This window comes from Phyllobacterium sp. TAF24, assembly GCF_052113785.1.
Taxonomy (GTDB): Bacteria; Pseudomonadota; Alphaproteobacteria; order Rhizobiales; family Rhizobiaceae; genus Phyllobacterium.
Genome location: NZ_JBFRDN010000058.1, coordinates 1 through 15,439, shown reverse-complemented (window position 1 = coordinate 15,439; position 15,439 = coordinate 1). Strand labels below are relative to the sequence as shown.

Genomic DNA, 15,439 nt, shown 5'->3' with positions numbered 1-15,439 from the left:
CCCTTGCAACTGTTCGGGTGTCATCGAATGACAGGGCCTTGCTCACCATCGGACTGCAATGTCCGCTTGTCGAAACGGCATCCTGTCAATCGGTCCACGTGCCGGGAAAGGGTACGTGGACCTCTTCACATTATACCATCTCTAACAGACAAGCTTGTCGAACCACGAACCACGCACACCACACACAATATTGATGCAGATCAGACTGACTCAACCCGATACATCACATCCGCGAAGAAATACTCTTCCAGATTATCCCCCGCCCCACCGCGATCCACCACGAGAAAGTCTGACGTGTCTTCCAGCGAAATCAGCGGGTGGTGCCAGACATTGCGGCTGTAATTGACGCCCTGATTCCCTCCCGCGAGAAACGCGACCGGAGCGCCGGGGCGGCCTGCATCATCCTTAGCCACGACAAGCAGGAATGGCCGGTTTTGCAGCKGATAGAATGCCTGACTGCCCAGCGGATGGCGTTCGAGCATCACGATATCGATGGGCGGCGCGAATGCCTGCCCGCGAAAAATATTGATGAGAACCCGCGCATCTTCGCCCGTTACATCCACGTTGGCGAGATCGTGAAAGCGCTGTGTGGTGCCATTGTTGATGAGGCGCATCTCCGCGCCATCCGTTTCGATGACATCGCCAAAGGGTTTGAATGCCGCACGGGTCAGCGGCTGCACGACAAGCGGAATAATGGTCATGCGGCATTATCCGGATGGTGATGTTCGTGCCAATGGCGCGCAATATCGATGCGCCGCGTCACCCACGCGCCCGCATGCCCCTGCACATAATCAAGAAACCGCTCCAGCGCTGCCGCGCGTCCCGGACGTCCGACAAGGCGGCAATGCAGGCCAATGGACATCATCTTTGCCGCGCCCTCCTGCCCTTCGCGATAGAGCACATCGAACGTGTCCTTGAGATAGGTGAAAAACTGATCGCCCGTGTTGAAGCCCTGTGGCGTGGCAAAACGCATATCATTGGCGTCGAGCGTATAGGGCACGATCAGGTGCGGCCCCTTTGGCCCCTTGACCCAATAGGGCAGCTCGTCCGCATAGCTATCGGCAGAATAGACGAACCCGCCCTCTTCCATGACGATCTTCAGCGTATTGTCCGAGGGCTTGCCCTGATAGATACCGAGCGGGCGCGAGCCGGTGATTTCCGTATGCAGGCGGACAGCCTCCAGAATATGCTGGCGTTCGATCTCCTCGGGGAAATCCTTGTATTCCAGCCAACGCAAGCCGTGGCTGGCGATTTCCCAATCGGCTTCCTTCATCGCAGCAACCGCTTCGGGGTTGCGCGCCATGGCCAGCGTCACACCGTAAACCGTGACTGGCAGGTTCCGGCGGGTAAAAATACGCCACAACCGCCAGAAACCGGCGCGCGAGCCATATTCATAAATGGATTCCATGTTGAGATTGCGCTGGCCGGGCCATGCCGCCGCGCCAACAATCTCCGAGAGCAGATTTTCCGATGCCGGATCATTGTCGAGAATGCAGCTCTCACCGCCCTCCTCGTAATTGATCACGAACTGCACGGCGATCCGGGCATTGCCGGGCCATTTTGGGTCGGGTGTATCGCGGCCAAAGCCGATGAGATCGCGGGGATAGTCTGACAAGGAMGGCCTCTCCACAATGTGGCAGGATATGGTGCAGCACCCCCCTCTGCCCTGTCGGGCATCTCCCCTACAAGGGGGGAGATCAGCCTTCAATGCCGTCTTTGCACAATCTGAAACTGTTCCTGTTGTGCAAAGGCGTTTATGCCAATGTGATCTCTCCCCTTGTGGGGGAGATGCCCGACAGGGCAGAGGGGGGTGCCAGACAATACAATAAAATCAGCGGCGCTTGAGCAGCGAGCCGACGGCCGGAACGATAGCGGCGGCCAGAGCAACCTTCAGGATATCGGCAACGATGAACGGGCCAACACCAAAGGCAAAAGCCTTTTCGAAGCCGAGCAGGTAGGCCAACCAGAGGAAGCCGAGGCTCAAGATGATGGCTTCACCGGCGAGCATGGCAAGGCCCATAACAACAGGGTTGCGGGCAAAACCCTTGTCAGCGGCACGGCCAACGACCCAGGCTGCGGCGAGATAGGAGATCAGATAACCACCTGTGGTGCTGACCATATAGGCGAGGCCAATGCCCTTTTCCGGCGTTCCCGTGAACACAGGCATGCCGAGCGCGCCCTCAAGGAGATAAAGCGCCATGGTGGCAACTGCGAGACGTGAGCCGAAAGCTGCGGAAATGGCGAAGACTGCAAAGGTCTGCATCGTCACATTGACGAAAACCATGTCGACCTTGGTCTTGGCCGCAAGGGTCATCAGCGCCGTGCCGACGAGGGCAAGCGAGACGTACCAGACGGCTTTGGCAAGCTGGCCTTCCGGCTGAAATGTTTCGGCAAGGGAACGGGTCTGGGCAGTTGTCATTTTCTATCCTCCGGATCGGCTTTCACCACGCGTTGAAAAGGGTATATTGGGGATGACGCCGCTTCGCAATACATCTGAAGTCCCATAAAGGCCTGCATAACCCCATGTCCCTCGTTTTCGACAGTTCTTTTGCGCCGCATTATGGCGAGGCGGTTGAGATTGCGCCTGATATCAAGCGCATCACGGTCAATAATCCCAGCCCCTTCACCTTTTATGGCACCAATAGCTATCTGATCGGCCGCAATACTCTGGCGCTGATTGATCCCGGTCCGATTGACGACGCGCATCATGCTACCTTGCTGCGGGCGATTGGCGGACGTCCCGTCAGCCATATTTTCGTCAGCCATACGCACCGGGATCATTCGCCGCTCGCTATGGTGTTGAAAGATGAACTCGGCGCAAAGCTGGTAGCCGAAGGGCCCCACCGCCCTGCCCGTCCTCTTTATACCGGCGAGGTCAATCTGCTCGATGCCAGCGGTGATTATGATTTTGTGCCTGACATCGTGGCTACGGATAATTCGGTCATTGAGGGTGATGGATGGGCCTTGCAAACCATTCATACACCCGGCCACACGGCAAACCATGTGGTTTTCGGGCTGGTGGGAACGGATATTCTGTTTTCTGCCGACCATGTGATGGCTTGGGCCACGTCAATTGTCGCGCCGCCCGATGGTTCGATGTCTGATTATATGGCTTCGCTCGACCGGCTGCTGGAGCGGCATGACCGGGTTTATCTGCCCGGCCATGGCGGCGCTGTGACCAAACCAAAAACGTTTGTGCGCGGCCTGAAAGCCCATCGCAAGATGCGCGAGCGCGCGGTTCTGGAGCGGATCAAACAGGGCGACCGCACCATTGCCGCCATGGTCAAGGTGATCTACCGGGAAACCGATCCGCGTCTGCACGGCGCTGCCGGGCTTTCGGTGCTCGCCCATCTTGAAGACCTTGTGGCGCGCGGCAAGGTGCACACGGAAGGCAACCCTTCCATCGATGGTGTCTACTGGGCGGGCTGAGTGGTGTCTTCTTCGGGTTGCGCGCTTTGGATCTGCGTGTCGAGCGCCGTCATGAACTGCATGATACGGTCGGCATTCTCACCGAGGTCGTGAATGCCGTAGCGTGAAACGGAGCGCATATCGACATAGGTGGTCTCGCCTTCATCGCTCAAACGGATCACCACATCGCTGGTGAAGCCGAGCAGCCAGGTTCGCGCCACGATTTCAACCAGAATTTCCTCATCATCGCCGGGCACACCCTTTTGTTCGGTGATGGTCCAGCCATCATCGGCAATAACCGACACCACGGCATCCAGAATGCGATCCGGCGACCCCTCATAACGGCGCCCCGTCACACCGGGATAGGCACTGGCCTGCAATGCGCGGCTGTGCGGATCATTAATCAGTGGGTTCATCTGATCCGTCCTCTGACCGGCAAGGGCAAACAAAACAGGCGGGTCGGTCAGATCGGTGGAAACATCATAAATCGCTGGCAAGGTCATTGCCTGATAGACTGTCGTGATGAAGGGGCCAAGCACGATGAGCGCGATCACTGCGCCCCAAAAAGCCGATGGCCCACCCCGATCACCACGCCGCCACAGGCTGGTGAAACCCTTGATGCTCAGAAGAAGTGCCAGAAGCGCCAACCCGGCAACAATGGCGAGCAGCCAGAGAAACTCCGGCGTCTCAATCCGCTCAAACCGGTGTCCGAGCGCCGACAGGACAAACAGGATTGCCGACAAAAACGCGATCCGCACCGACCATTTGGCGGAAATCGATTGGCGGCGTCGAATGTGGTGTCGCATGGAGTCCTGGCATTGCTGGTCAGTGGCTGGTGCAAACAGCTAATCGCAAATTCGCCATGAGACAAGCCTGTCGAGCCGGGTACAATTGATAAGCTGCAAGGTATGCGTGGTTCGTGGTTCGTGGTTCGTGGTTCGACAGGCTCACCATGAGGGAGAGTGTGGATGCAACGATAATCGTCAACGTTGCAGAACTTGGCTCCCTGCGCACTCCGCTCTCCCTTATGGTGAGCTTGTCGAACCCTCATGGTGAGCTTGTCGAACCACGAACCCATCGAACCATCTCAACCGTTTACACTTTATGAGTAGATCGGCTGTCACATAGCTGACATCATCACTCTTGTGATTCAGGGCAGGAAACAGAAGGCGGGTAACAAATCGCTTTTACAACCAAATGACGAGGCCGAACAAAATGCCTGAGGCTGGCAAAGCGGTTTCGCTTGAAGTTGTCGAAATTGAACTGGCGCTTGGCGCACAGGATATGGTTGCCGACGGGTTCGAAGGCGCATTGCAGAAGGCTGCGGCGCTGGTGAGCGGCGAAGTGCTTTTCAATATCCGGGCACCTGAGGACGGCGACCAGCAGCGCATTGCCGCCATTTCCGTATCCGACGGTGCTGTCGACCAGATCGTCTATGTCATGCTCGGCAATGACGGTACCAGCCTGACGGTTTCAGCCGAGGATGACGAAAACACGCTGCTCACCCGGCTTGGCAAGGATTATGCCGCCGTGATGAAGGGCCTGCGCCCGGAATAATCGCGCATTTTGCGTTTTCTTTTCAAGGTGCTTTGCTCTTTGCCTGCTCTGTGTCTAAGCTCGCGCCATCCCTCACAGATGGAGTTAAAAAATGGCGAGCAGCCGCCCCCTTTCGAATGTCCAGCAGCGCGATATCGATTCGATCCTGCATCCCTATACGCCCCTTCACAAGCTTCAGGAGCAGGGACCGCTGGTGATGGGCCACGGCAAGGGTGTCTATATCTATGACACGCAGGGCAAGGAATATATCGAGGGCATGTCGGGCCTGTGGTGCGCCGGTCTTGGCTTTGGCGACGAGGAAATGATCGAGGCGGCAACCGAGCAACTGCGTACCCTGCCCTATTATCACCTCTTCGGTGGCAAGGGCATGGAGCCCGCTATTGAGCTTGCCGAAAAGCTCAAGGAAATCGCGCCTGTTCCGATTTCCAAGGTTTTTTACACATCATCAGGTTCGGAAGCCAATGACACGCAGGTCAAGCTCGCCTGGTACTACAACAATGCGCTGGGCCGCCCGAACAAGAAAAAGATCATCTCACGCGTCAAAGCCTATCATGGTGTGACCATCATGGCCGCGTCACTGACCGGCCTGCCCTATAACCACAAGGGCTGGGATCTGCCGGTAGCTGGCATCCTGCACACGGATTGCCCGCATTATTACCGGTTCGGTCAGGAAGGCGAAAGCGAAGCGGAATTCGTCTCCCGCCTTGCCGATTCGCTGCGTGATATGATCGAGCGCGAAGGCCCTGATACGATTGCCGCGTTCATCGCCGAGCCGGTCATGGGTGCGGGCGGTGTGCTGGTGCCGCCATCCGGCTATTTCGCTGCCATCGAGCCGATCCTGCGCGAGCACGATATCATGATCATTTCCGATGAGGTCATCAACGGCTTTGGCCGTACCGGCCATTGGTGGGGCAGTCAGGCCGTGGGCATGACACCAACAACCATTTCGGCGGCCAAACAGCTGACCTCGGCCTATGCGCCGCTCGGTGCCGTGCTGGTTCCTGAAGATGTCTATCAGGCCTATGTGGATCACAGCGCCCAGATTGGCACATTCGGCCATGGCTTCACCTATGGCGGCCATCCGCTTGGTTGTGCGCTCGGTGTCAAAGCCATTGAGATCTACCAGCGCCGCAACATTGTCGATTATGTGCGCGGCCTGACGCCTACCTTCGAAGCACGGCTGAAAAAGGTCATCGACCATCCACTGGTCGGCGAAGTGCGCAATTCCGGCCTGATGGGCGCTGTCGAACTGGTGGCTGATAAAACAACCAAGCGTTCATTCGATCCGGCGCATGGCGTCGGTGCGCAGCTTGCGCGTTTCCTTGAAGGGCACGGCGCGGTACTGCGGGCCATCGGCGATTCCATCGCCTTCTGCCCGCCCATGATCATCACGGAAGCGGAACTCAACGAACTCTTCAACCGCTTCGAACTGGCTTTGGCCGATACGGAAGAGCACGTTTCGAAAAACAATCTGCGCGCGGTTTAAGGCAATGACTTAAAAAATTCGGGGCGGTTTTGACCGCCCCGAATTGTTCTTAGCGAGCCTTCAGAAAGTCACCGACTTCAAGGATCACGAATTCATTGTCGTCAGCTTTGTCGACAGCGCGCCCCGCGGAGAATGGCAAATTGTTGTCATTGCCAACGATGATGTGGGTAGCATCGACCACATCGACATTTTCGATGGTAACGAACGGCATATCATAAAAGCCTTCGCCGCCGCCCTGACGCTTCTTCTTGTCAGGATCAGCAATGTTCAGAAGGTCGATATAGCCAATCTTGCGCACGGCGGCGCCGACATTCTGATCGGTCATTTCGATCTTGTAGATGCGCTTAACCTTGGATGGCACGTCAAAGCAATCGGGCTTTGGTGTCTTTGGGTCAGCACAGGCCTTGGCTGCAGTGCCCGCGCCATTGTCGCGTTCGATCACCAGCGCTGTCGTATCGTCAATCATGTTGAAGTCGCCGATTGCCTCGCCGCCCTGTGCCAGCGGATAAAGCCAGCTGCGGCCGGTCCAGTTCTTTGACGCGATATCGAACTCGATGACGCGCAAGGCTGGCTGACCATCGACCTTTTCAACGACGCCATCATCGCCAAACAGCGGGCCTTCGAGCAGACCGTAAAGCTTCTTGCCGTCTTTCGATTGGGCCAGACCTTCAAAACCGCCGGAGCGTTTGAGATTGAAGGCAGGGTTTTTCAGCGTCGGGTTGGCTGGCAGCGTGATCGCAGGATTGTCAGGCGAGCGGACGGCGCGGTCACCAACCTTGGTCGCAATGACGTCGGTGACTTTACCATCACGCGTTACCTTGACGAGATAGGGACCAAATTCTTCACCGATCCAGAAACCATCGGCAACAGGCTGGATCGATTCAATATCGAGGTCACTACCGGTCAGATACCGGGTGTCGCTGCCTTCCATGACAATCGGGAACGGTACTTTCTTGTCCGGATCACGCAGGAAAATGGTTTCCTTGCGCTCGACAGTGCCTTTATCCCAGTCGAATGCCAGATGATGCAACATCAGCATGGCATCGGGGGAATTGAACTTGGTGCCGAAACCATTATCGGATAGCGACCAGTAGGTGCCATCGCCGACAGCCTTGATGCCGGAAAAGCCTTGCACTGCCTGACCATCGAATGGCAGGCTGAGGCCAGTCAACCGCACACCGTCCTTGCCCGGAACAGTGCCCAGACCTTCCGCACGCTTGCGGTCCGCCGTGGTGAATTTGCCTGCAGTCTTTAAATGTTCAGGGGCATTATCAGGCGCTTTGATAATCGTATTGGCGGGCAGAATGGCGTGAGAAACGAGTTTCGCCTTGAATTCCTGATCGGCAGCAAGGGCTGAGGCCGGAACGAGAACGGAAGCGCAGAGCAGAGCGGCAAGCATTGGTCGCATGGGATCACCAGAGGGTTCGAGTTCGTGGGTCGAGCCTGAAGGATTAGGTGCCGTGCATCTCTGCCGTTTGACTGTTGTGTGAAGTTTTGATGACGTCAGACTAAAGTTGAACGCAAAATCAGTGTGCGTGGTTCGACAAGCTCACCATGAGGGACATGGGTGATGCAACGCTAATCGCCAATATTGCAGATCACAAAGGGTGCAGAACTCGACTCCCTTTCACCATCCCTCTCCCTCATGGTGAGCCTGTCGAACCACGAACCACGCGCCAATACCACGGACCACCACCCCCCACAAATCACGCGCCATCACCCACCACCACAACACTGGTTTTGCAATCCATCTTGACTGTAATCTATCGCGAATCAAAAACGGGAGGCCAGCATTGACCGACGTTCTCATTCGCCAAGCCACCGCCACTGATCTGGCAGCGATTATCGCATTGCTGGCAGATGATCCGCTGGGCAAGCAGCGTGAGGTGATCTCCGATCCTATCAATGCTCGCTATCTCGCGGCCTTTGCAGCCATCGACAATGATCCAAACCAGTTGCTGATTGTTGCGGATGAAAATAACGATGTTGTCGGCTGTGCGCAGATCACTTTCATTCCCGGCCTGTCGCGCACCGGCATGTGGCGCGGGCAGATCGAAAGCGTGCGGATTGCCGAAACCCACCGGCGCGGTGGCCTTGGTCGGCACATGTTTGAATGGGCTATTGAAGCATGCCGGGCGCGCGGTTGCGGACTGGTGCAGTTGACCACCGACAAGACCCGGCCCGATGCGGCGCGGTTCTATGAAGCGCTGGGATTTGTTGCCAGCCACGAAGGCATGAAGCTTTCCCTATAGGGCGAACCTTGTCAGGACATGGTCAATGGCGGACCGATATAACGGGCACGCGGGCGGATCAGCTGGTTCATCGTTTGCTGTTCGAAAATATGGGCGATCCAGCCGACAGACCGGGCAATGGCAAAGAGTATGACCGGCGCTGACGGGGGCAAATCAAAAGTGTCGGTCATGGCAGCAAGGGCGAAATCGATGTTGGGGTACTCACCCGTCAACATCTGCGTCGTCTCGCCTATCTCCTGATAAACATCCCCCGGCTTGAACTGAGCCAGCAACGCCTTGGCGCGCAAATCACCATTGGGGTAGAGCGGATGCCCGAACGCGGGGATGGCCCTGCCCTGTGCCAGCAATTCCCTGATTGCAAAACCTGCACCACTGGTCTGCGCCGTCCGGGCCAGCGCCTGTACGCTGAGATAGGCTTCCCCATGCAAAGGTCCGGTCAGCGTGGCGAGACCGGCGAGCATGCTTGCCGCAAGCGGGGCTCCGGTGGAAGCAGCGACCCGCGCGGCAAAGGTCGATGCATTGAGTTCATGATCGGCAAGCAGAACCAGCGCCCGCCGGATGCAGTCCTCCGCCTGCGGTGCCTTCCAGACACGGGCGAGACGCGTGTGAACGTGGCTTGCATCAGCCCTGTCAGCGCCCAGCATAGCGGAAACGACTTCGCCGAAGATCGTGGTTGCTTCGACCACGAGTACAGCGCGGGAGCGGCCATAGGCAGGCAGATCCGTTCCAGCGCGGCGTGCAAGTGTGATCAGGGCGGCTTCGAGTGGTTGCTCTGGCGTCGGCACGGTCTCGGCAGGGGGAGCCAGCGAAATATGCTCTGCCTCCCACAGCAAGGCCGCGATCTGCTCCAGCATCGATGTTGCCGCCAGTTCCGCGGCATCCTTGCCCCGATACCATAAACGGCCATCAACAATGGTGGAGACGCTTGATGGCAGGACCGGATCGCCCCAGCCGATTGCCTCGGCCGCTACGTTGGCGACCGTGCGCCGACCTGCCTTGCGTCCGGCAAGGCGCTTTATGTCCTCACTCTTGTAAAGGCTGCGGCGGGGGTCCTGCGGATCGGGTTTGGCCTGAATCCGCCCTCGGCTGACATTGGCATAAAGGGTTTGCGGCTGAACCCCGAGAGCAGCCAATGCCTGTGATGCCGTCAACCAAGCCATGTGATCTCACATTGATTATTTACGTCAAGATTGACGTCAATCATAGCGCACACCATCTTGCCATGGAAACGAAAACTGGAGTTTGCCATGAAAAACGGTCTTGATGATGTTGTCGCCACGGAAACCATGTTGTCGGATGTTGACGGACTTGGAGGCATATTGATCATTCGCGGCCAATCGCTGGACGCGTTGGCCGGCGTCGTGACCTATGAGGAACTGCTGGCGCTGCTTTTGTCGGATGCCTTCGATGAAAAGCTTGATGCTGATGGTTTGCGCCAGCAGATTGGCCTCGCCCGGCAGGAGGTTTTCCGCACAGTGCCTGACGCTGCCACGCCTTTGCTGAAATTGCCCGTTACCGATGCTGTGCGCGCCCTGACCGCCCAGTTTGCCGACGGTGATGATCTTGCCACAGCCTTGCGCCTGATCGCGGCGCCTGCCGTGTTTACACCGGCGGTCATCAGGCTGAAAAATGGTCAAGCACCGGTTGCCCCTGATAGCTCGCTCACCCATGCCGCCGACATATTGCATATGCTGCACGGGCGCTCCGTATCACCACAGGAGGTCGCTGCTCTCGACACCTATCTGGTGACTGTCAGCGACCACGGCATGAACGCCTCGACCTTTGCCGCCCGCGTTGTTGCATCCACCCATGCGGGGCTGGTTTCCTCGGTGCTTGCCGCATTCGGTGCGCTCAAAGGTCCGCTGCATGGCGGCGCACCGGGCCCGGTTCTCGACATGCTGGATGCCATCGGCACGCCTGATAATGCCGAAAGCTGGCTGGAAAAGGCACTGGATGATGGCGAGCGGCTGATGGGTTTTGGCCACCGCATTTACCGGGTGCGCGACCCCAGGGCCGATGCATTGATGCAGGCACTGCGGCGGCTGGCCGGAACGGGCAATTACGGTGCGGGCCGCTTCAAGCTGGCTGAAAGCGTCGAGGCTGCGGCCTTACGTATTCTCGCGCGGCGCAAACCGGACCGGCCGCTCAAGACGAATGTCGAGTTTTATACGGCACTACTGCTGGAAACACTTGGCTTTCCCAGAGAAAGTTTCACCAGCGTCTTTGCCATGGGCCGGGTCGGGGGCTGGATTGCCCATGCCCGCGAGCAGACCCAGCATGGCCGGTTGATCCGCCCGCAATCGCTCTATGTTGGACCACGCCCGATCAAGGCGGCCTGACCTGTTTCCAAGCAAAATGATGGTGGGAACTGCCTGAGATGGCGACCCACCATCACATGTTCGTGTGAGCATAGCGAAAACCCAGTAAATGCTGGGAATTGCCCCGATAATGTCCCCTCCTGCAACGGTATTTTGGCACCCGCGAAAGCGGTTTTGGTGCTATTCTGTTCGTGGACTCAAGTGCACCATCTTTGGACATTCAAAAGGAGCAACTGGGATCATGACAAAGCTTCTCAATCGCGTATCTCTCGTACTCGCCGTAACACTTTTCACCACTCCCTATGCAACAGCCGAACCGCTCAATACCATGGACGACGTCGGCAAGGCGTTGCAGGCGTGCTGGACAGCACCGCAGGGCGCACAAAAATCAACCGTGACACTGCGCTTCAGCTTCAAGCGCGATGGCTCGCTGATCGGCCCGCCGACGACGGCTGCGATTGATTTTCCGGGCAAAGACGCAACGGCCCGCAAATCATTCATCGATGCGGCAATCTCCGCCGTCAAGGATTGTACACCGCTGACCTTCTCGTCGGATCTCGCCCAGGGTATAGGCGGACAGGTTTTTACCATGCAGTTCGCCTCTCCTGATGCCTGCGGCGGCGATTGCAACCGCGAAGCGAGCGTGCGGCCGAACTGATACTTGGCACAGACGCGAAAAAGGCGGCTGGATGAGCCGCCTTTCCCGATATTGGACGCCATGAGCGTATTCTACTGCCGATGAAGTTCCACACGGCGGTTCTTCGCCCGTCCATCCTCATTGTCGTTCGATGCAACCGGCGACTGCAAGCCTTCACCGCTTGCCTTGAGGCGGCTCTGCGAAACACCATAGGTCTTGACCAGATCCGCAACAACCGCGTCGGCCCGTGCCTTGGACAGCTGCATGTTGAAATCCGCACCACCGATATTGTCGGTGTAGCCGACCACGGAGAGCTTTTCGTCAGTCTTGTCCTTGAGGAACTTACCGATTTCATCAAGGCTCGGGCGTGATTCCGGCTTGATTGATGCCTTGTTGAAATCAAAGTGAATGCCGTAAAGCAGCACCTTGCCCGAGGTATCGAGCGCCTTGGTGATCTCCGACGCGGTTACCAGAACCATCTGGTTTTTCAGCTCGCCAACCTGAAGGCTGTCCAGACGCACATAGACCTGGCCTTTGACGGCGTCGAACTCAGGCACGTAGCCACCCTCGAATTCGATGACGTAAAGGGCGATATAGGTTTTGACGCCGTTTTCTTCCTTCACGGCAGCGACATAGCGTGCCTGGTCAGGGCTATAGCCAAACAGCTGACCGCCGGGACCCATTTCGCCGAAAACGCCCTCCAGATTATTAGTCTCTTCCCGCTTTGCCTGAAATAGTACTTTGTAACCGGCAGATTGCAGATCGTTCATATAGTTGCGGAACACTTCAGCAGACGAAGCTCCGGCAGGAACCGAATAGGCATTCTGCGTCAAGCGGCCTTCCAGCTCTTCCTTGCTGGAAAAATCAGACTTGGCCGAGTCATCTTCGTTCTTGACCCATTTTCCTGTCGGCAAAGTATATTCTGCAAAGTTCTTATGATCGCAAAGCTCAATCGATGAACCCTCGAAGCGCTTGATGCCCGGTAAATCCTTGCAACCCTCTTTGTCGGCGGCAAATGCATGGGATGAGATGGATAGCGCCATCAATGCGATAGCCGCGAAGACTCCACCTAAGAGTTTCGATGTCATGAATATCTCCAAAATACGTGGCGACACGGCACCACCGCCCAAAAGCTTGAGGTCGATCAATGCAATTGCTCTCCGGTTAAAGTCTCAACCGATGGCGCGTATCAAGCAAAAGTTGGAGGTAGTAGATACTGGCATATGACGGTATTTCCGAGCGAAAGCGGCCCGCCTTTGGGGCCGCCCGCACGGTGCTTTAAACACTAACCCTGGGGTGCAGGCTTTTCCACGTGTCCGCCGAATTCGCTGCGCATGGCCGAAAGCACCTTATTGGCAAAATCGGCATTGCCGCGTGAACTGAAGCGCTCCTGCAATGCAGCGCTAAGAACCGGGGTCGGAACCGCCTCGTCAATGGCTGCAATGGCGGTCCAGCGACCTTCGCCTGAATCCGAAACACGGCCCTGAAAATTCGACAGGGTTGGATCATCGTGCAAGGCGTCAGCAGTCAGATCGAGCAGCCACGAGCTGATCACGCTGCCCCGCCGCCAGACTTCGGCAATCTGCGGCAGATCAAAACTGTACTGATAATGTTCGGGGTGGAGCAGCGGCGTGGTTTCCGCGTCAACCTCGTGTTTGCGCAGGCCGATATCCGCATTGCGCAGGATATTGAGACCTTCCGCATAGGCCGCCATCAGCCCATATTCGATGCCGTTATGCACCATCTTGACGAAATGCCCGGCACCATTGGCGCCGCAGTGAAGATAGCCGAACTCCGACGTGCTTTTGCCGGTCGTAGCCACAACCGGAGCAGCGGGATCATTGCCACCCGGTGCCAGCGAGGCAAAAACCGGTGACAGATGTTCGACAATATCCTTTTCGCCGCCGATCATCAGGCAATAGCCGCGCTCAAGCCCGAAAATGCCGCCACTGGTGCCCACATCAACATAATGCAGGCCCTTCGTCTTCAACTCGCCTGCCCGGCGGATATCGTCATGATAATAGGAATTACCGCCATCAATGATGATGTCGTCCTTGTCGAGCAGCGGCACGAGCTTGGCAATCACGCTGTCAACAACGGCAGCGGGCAGCATCAGCCAGATGGCGCGCGGTTTGGCCAGCAGCGAGACAAACTCTTCAAGCACAATTGTTCCGGTGGCGCCCTGCTTTTGCAGATCCGCCATGCTTTCGGCGCGGGTATCGTGGACGACGAGAGCGTGGCCGCGCTTCATCAGGCGCTGCGCCATATTGGCGCCCATGCGCCCTAACCCAATCATGCCAAGCTGCATTTCATTCTCCTTGGAGTGTTTGCAATCCATCGCGGGAACCCGCAGGCTCCTCGTCATCCGCAAGTTAGGCAGAGCGGGCCGCAGACACAAGCAAGCGATGCGTCATAAGGGCGTGATTATGCAGCCTCGGCATTGGCCGACCAGGCGAAATCGTTGATAAGCATGAGAAAATCGCGATATTGCCAATAAATTCCTGTATAGGTTTGGCAAGATGAATTGATACCTCAGCCAGACGAAGGAGGACCGATGATATCCGGATGGATCAGACTAATCGTAGCTTGGGCAACCGTGGGTGCCTTTCTTGTCTTCGGATATGGCTGGATGGCCGATCTGAGCTCGGTGATGAAAGCTTCACTTCTGTTTGTCTGGTTGTTCGGTGTCATCATCTGGTCCGCCTTTGGCGTGGTGCATGAGGCAGAGGAACTGGCGGAATTGCTGGGCGAGCCGCTCGGGACACTGGTTCTGACACTCTCCATCGTCATCATCGAAGTGGTGCTGATCAGCGCTGTCATGTTGAGTTCCGATGCGCCGACGCTCGGGCGCGATACGATGTTTGCAGTGTTGATGATCGTTCTCAACGGCGTGGTCGGGCTTGGTTTGCTGATTGGCGGGCTGCGCCATGGCCAGCAGGGTTATAACCTGCAAGGTGCGGCTTCCTATCTCATCGTCATCATTCCGCTGACGGTCATTCCGCTAATCCTGCCGAACTTCACAACCTCGACCAGCAATGGCTCACTGACCGTGGTCCAATCGGTATTCTTCTCGATTTTCACCATTGCGCTTTATGTGATCTTCCTCGTCCTGCAGACCGGGCGGCATCGCAGCTTCTTCGTCTATCCCAAGGGTGATGAAGTGCTACCGGCAACGGCACCCGAAGTGGAAGCGCCACACGCAAAGCCTGCGGCGGGATCGATAGGGCGCCACACATTGCTGCTTATCCTGAACATTCTGCCAATTGTGCTGCTATCAAAGAGCCTTGCTTCACTGCTCGATCACGGCATTGAAAGCTTTGGCGCGCCAACGGCCCTAGGCGGTCTGCTGATTGCCGCGATCGTCTTCACACCGGAAGCCATTACGGCACTGCGCGCGGTTTCGAGCAACGAACTGCAACGCGCCGTCAATCTGTGCCTCGGCGCGGCAACCTCGACCGTCGGTCTCACGGTGCCTGCGGTGCTCGCCATCAGCCTGTTCACTGGACAAACGGCAATTCTCGGTCTGTCGTCCACCGAGATGACCCTGCTTGCGGTGACGCTGATCCTGAGCACGCTGACCTTTTCCGGTCTGCGCACAACGGTGCTTGAGGGCGCGGTGCATCTGATGATTTTCTTTGTTTATCTCGTGCTGATCTTCAGCCCTTGATCTGAGTTGCTGGTGAGCCTCCTGAGCCTGTCGAAGGGCGAACCACGCGTGAGGGGTTTTGCCAAGTTTCACCCCCCTCTGTCCTGTCGGACATCTCCCCCACAAGGGGGGAGA

Annotated in this window: 15 protein-coding genes; 7 read left to right on the top strand and 8 right to left on the bottom strand. The window is 57.1% G+C overall.

Features of this window, described 5'->3' with window-relative positions:
- Positions 1 to 200: 200 nt before the first annotated feature.
- The 3 genes from AB4Y96_RS25910 to AB4Y96_RS25900 all read right to left on the bottom strand — a co-directional run bounded on the left by AB4Y96_RS25910 (position 201) and on the right by AB4Y96_RS25900 (position 2,419).
- Entirely contained in the window at positions 201 to 701 is a 501-nt protein-coding gene (locus AB4Y96_RS25910; protein ID WP_441920858.1) for an ureidoglycolate lyase, read from the bottom strand.
- Complete coding sequence (gene puuE / locus AB4Y96_RS25905) at positions 698 to 1,615, bottom strand: allantoinase PuuE (protein WP_441920856.1); 918 nt, start codon at positions 1,613 to 1,615, stop codon at positions 698 to 700. The genes AB4Y96_RS25910 and puuE overlap by 4 nt, the downstream gene beginning before the upstream one ends.
- Positions 1,616 to 1,831: 216 nt before the next feature.
- A complete protein-coding gene (locus AB4Y96_RS25900) occupies positions 1,832 to 2,419 on the bottom strand; it encodes a biotin transporter BioY (RefSeq protein ID WP_091880842.1) in 588 nt (195 codons plus the stop codon).
- Between the two features lie 104 nt (positions 2,420 to 2,523).
- Here AB4Y96_RS25900 and AB4Y96_RS25895 point away from each other — a divergent pair, with 104 nt between their 5' ends.
- Positions 2,524 to 3,429, top strand: a complete 906-nt coding sequence (locus AB4Y96_RS25895; RefSeq protein WP_441920854.1) for an MBL fold metallo-hydrolase — start codon at positions 2,524 to 2,526, stop codon at positions 3,427 to 3,429.
- On the opposite strand, the gene AB4Y96_RS25890 is transcribed toward AB4Y96_RS25895, so the two are convergent.
- On the bottom strand, positions 3,414 to 4,214 hold the full coding sequence (locus tag AB4Y96_RS25890; RefSeq protein WP_441920852.1) for a DUF1499 domain-containing protein: 801 nt from the start codon (positions 4,212 to 4,214) through the stop codon (positions 3,414 to 3,416). The genes AB4Y96_RS25895 and AB4Y96_RS25890 overlap by 16 nt on opposite strands.
- A 409-nt stretch (positions 4,215 to 4,623) precedes the next feature.
- Between AB4Y96_RS25890 and AB4Y96_RS25885 the strand changes: the two genes are divergently transcribed.
- Complete coding sequence (locus AB4Y96_RS25885; RefSeq protein ID WP_227987085.1) at positions 4,624 to 4,965, top strand: hypothetical protein; 342 nt, start codon at positions 4,624 to 4,626, stop codon at positions 4,963 to 4,965.
- 91 nt (positions 4,966 to 5,056) lie between these two features.
- Positions 5,057 to 6,451 carry an aminotransferase gene (locus AB4Y96_RS25880; protein WP_441920850.1) on the top strand — a complete coding sequence of 465 codons (1,395 nt, stop codon included), beginning with the start codon at positions 5,057 to 5,059 and terminating at the stop codon, positions 6,449 to 6,451.
- Between the two features lie 49 nt (positions 6,452 to 6,500).
- Here AB4Y96_RS25880 and AB4Y96_RS25875 read toward each other — a convergent pair whose 3' ends face one another.
- Positions 6,501 to 7,859, bottom strand: coding sequence for an esterase-like activity of phytase family protein (locus tag AB4Y96_RS25875; RefSeq protein WP_441920848.1), 1,359 nt, complete (start codon positions 7,857 to 7,859; stop codon positions 6,501 to 6,503).
- 385 nt (positions 7,860 to 8,244) lie between these two features.
- On the opposite strand from AB4Y96_RS25875, the gene AB4Y96_RS25870 reads away from it, so the two are divergent.
- On the top strand, positions 8,245 to 8,703 hold the full coding sequence (locus AB4Y96_RS25870) for a GNAT family N-acetyltransferase (RefSeq protein WP_441920847.1): 459 nt from the start codon (positions 8,245 to 8,247) through the stop codon (positions 8,701 to 8,703).
- Between the two features lie 11 nt (positions 8,704 to 8,714).
- Here the strand turns inward: AB4Y96_RS25870 and AB4Y96_RS25865 are convergent, their stop codons facing one another.
- Complete coding sequence (locus tag AB4Y96_RS25865) at positions 8,715 to 9,863, bottom strand: citrate/2-methylcitrate synthase (protein ID WP_441920846.1); 1,149 nt, start codon at positions 9,861 to 9,863, stop codon at positions 8,715 to 8,717.
- A gap of 87 nt (positions 9,864 to 9,950) precedes the next feature.
- Between AB4Y96_RS25865 and AB4Y96_RS25860 the strand changes: the two genes are divergently transcribed.
- Together AB4Y96_RS25860 and AB4Y96_RS25855 are read left to right on the top strand one after the other, a co-directional pair.
- Complete coding sequence (locus tag AB4Y96_RS25860; RefSeq protein WP_441920844.1) at positions 9,951 to 11,042, top strand: citrate synthase/methylcitrate synthase; 1,092 nt, start codon at positions 9,951 to 9,953, stop codon at positions 11,040 to 11,042.
- Between the two features lie 220 nt (positions 11,043 to 11,262).
- On the top strand, positions 11,263 to 11,679 hold the full coding sequence (locus AB4Y96_RS25855) for a hypothetical protein (RefSeq protein ID WP_441920842.1): 417 nt from the start codon (positions 11,263 to 11,265) through the stop codon (positions 11,677 to 11,679).
- Between the two features lie 71 nt (positions 11,680 to 11,750).
- Here AB4Y96_RS25855 and AB4Y96_RS25850 read toward each other — a convergent pair whose 3' ends face one another.
- Together AB4Y96_RS25850 and gnd are read right to left on the bottom strand one after the other, a co-directional pair.
- Positions 11,751 to 12,746, bottom strand: a complete 996-nt coding sequence (locus tag AB4Y96_RS25850) for an OmpA family protein (protein WP_441920840.1) — start codon at positions 12,744 to 12,746, stop codon at positions 11,751 to 11,753.
- 197 nt (positions 12,747 to 12,943) lie between these two features.
- A complete protein-coding gene (gene gnd / locus AB4Y96_RS25845) occupies positions 12,944 to 13,966 on the bottom strand; it encodes a phosphogluconate dehydrogenase (NAD(+)-dependent, decarboxylating) (RefSeq protein WP_441920838.1) in 1,023 nt (340 codons plus the stop codon).
- A 246-nt stretch (positions 13,967 to 14,212) separates the two neighbouring features.
- Between gnd and AB4Y96_RS25840 the strand changes: the two genes are divergently transcribed.
- The gene (locus AB4Y96_RS25840) at positions 14,213 to 15,325 is read left to right on the top strand and encodes a calcium:proton antiporter (protein WP_175540606.1); all 1,113 of its coding nucleotides are present in this window, start codon (positions 14,213 to 14,215) and stop codon (positions 15,323 to 15,325) included.
- The last annotated feature ends 114 nt before the right edge of the window (positions 15,326 to 15,439 follow it).

Excerpts from the sequence above, each read along its gene's own strand:
- AB4Y96_RS25900 (WP_091880842.1), bottom strand. The coding sequence starts at position 2,419 with ATGACAACTGCCCAGACCCGTTCCCTTGCCGAAACATTTCAGCCGGAA.
- AB4Y96_RS25895 (WP_441920854.1), top strand. The coding sequence starts at position 2,524 with ATGTCCCTCGTTTTCGACAGTTCTTTTGCGCCGCATTATGGCGAGGCG.
- AB4Y96_RS25890 (WP_441920852.1), bottom strand. The coding sequence starts at position 4,214 with ATGCGACACCACATTCGACGCCGCCAATCGATTTCCGCCAAATGGTCG.
- AB4Y96_RS25885 (WP_227987085.1), top strand. The coding sequence starts at position 4,624 with ATGCCTGAGGCTGGCAAAGCGGTTTCGCTTGAAGTTGTCGAAATTGAA.
- AB4Y96_RS25880 (WP_441920850.1), top strand. The coding sequence starts at position 5,057 with ATGGCGAGCAGCCGCCCCCTTTCGAATGTCCAGCAGCGCGATATCGAT.
- AB4Y96_RS25875 (WP_441920848.1), bottom strand. The coding sequence starts at position 7,859 with ATGCGACCAATGCTTGCCGCTCTGCTCTGCGCTTCCGTTCTCGTTCCG.
- AB4Y96_RS25865 (WP_441920846.1), bottom strand. The coding sequence starts at position 9,863 with ATGGCTTGGTTGACGGCATCACAGGCATTGGCTGCTCTCGGGGTTCAG.
- AB4Y96_RS25860 (WP_441920844.1), top strand. The coding sequence starts at position 9,951 with ATGAAAAACGGTCTTGATGATGTTGTCGCCACGGAAACCATGTTGTCG.
- AB4Y96_RS25855 (WP_441920842.1), top strand. The coding sequence starts at position 11,263 with ATGACAAAGCTTCTCAATCGCGTATCTCTCGTACTCGCCGTAACACTT.
- AB4Y96_RS25850 (WP_441920840.1), bottom strand. The coding sequence starts at position 12,746 with ATGACATCGAAACTCTTAGGTGGAGTCTTCGCGGCTATCGCATTGATG.
- gnd (WP_441920838.1), bottom strand. The coding sequence starts at position 13,966 with ATGCAGCTTGGCATGATTGGGTTAGGGCGCATGGGCGCCAATATGGCG.
- AB4Y96_RS25840 (WP_175540606.1), top strand. The coding sequence starts at position 14,213 with ATGATATCCGGATGGATCAGACTAATCGTAGCTTGGGCAACCGTGGGT.